Annotated in this window: 1 protein-coding gene; it reads right to left on the bottom strand. The window is 46.2% G+C overall.

Annotated elements, in window-relative coordinates:
- Nucleotides 1–74: 74 nt before the first annotated feature.
- Nucleotides 75–481, bottom strand: a 407-nt coding sequence (locus BVJ53_RS14730) for a DDE-type integrase/transposase/recombinase (protein ID WP_137296010.1), incomplete at its 5' end; no start/stop codon positions are given.

The raw sequence follows: 481 nt of genomic DNA, 5'->3' as shown, positions 1-481 counted from the left end.
TAATAAATAGTATGTTCAAAAAGAGGGTGGTTGGCGCGGCTCCGCGTCAAGTAGACAGTCAAATAATTAAAGGCTTATGCACTTTCTTGAACGGCATGATTCCGATATTCTTCCGGGGTCATGCCGTTTAATGCTAATTGGCGTCTTTCCTTATTATGCCAATTGATGTACTTCTTGATGATGGCGATAAGTTCAATCTCAGATAGTGGGTGTTTGAACGCCAACTCCTCAGTCTTAAATTGACTCCAGAAACTTTCCATCGGACTATTGTCACCGGGGGTACCCGGTCGAGACATGCTATGTGTGATGCCGTTTCCCGTCAGTAACGTATTGTATGCGCGGGAAGTGTATACCGAACCTTGATCGGAATGAAGAATCTCAGGTTTCAAACCGTGGTTCGCTTTAAGCGCCTTCGTCATCGTCGCCGTTACTAGTTGTGTCGTCTCTGTACCAGCGACGTCCCATGCAAGGATACTACCGT

The sequence above is a fragment of the Lacticaseibacillus chiayiensis genome (genome assembly GCF_004123795.1).
In the GTDB taxonomy this organism is placed as follows: domain Bacteria; phylum Bacillota; class Bacilli; order Lactobacillales; family Lactobacillaceae; genus Lacticaseibacillus; species Lacticaseibacillus chiayiensis.
Note: the sequence above shows the minus strand (reverse complement) of the source record. Positions and strands in the feature narration are given on the sequence as shown.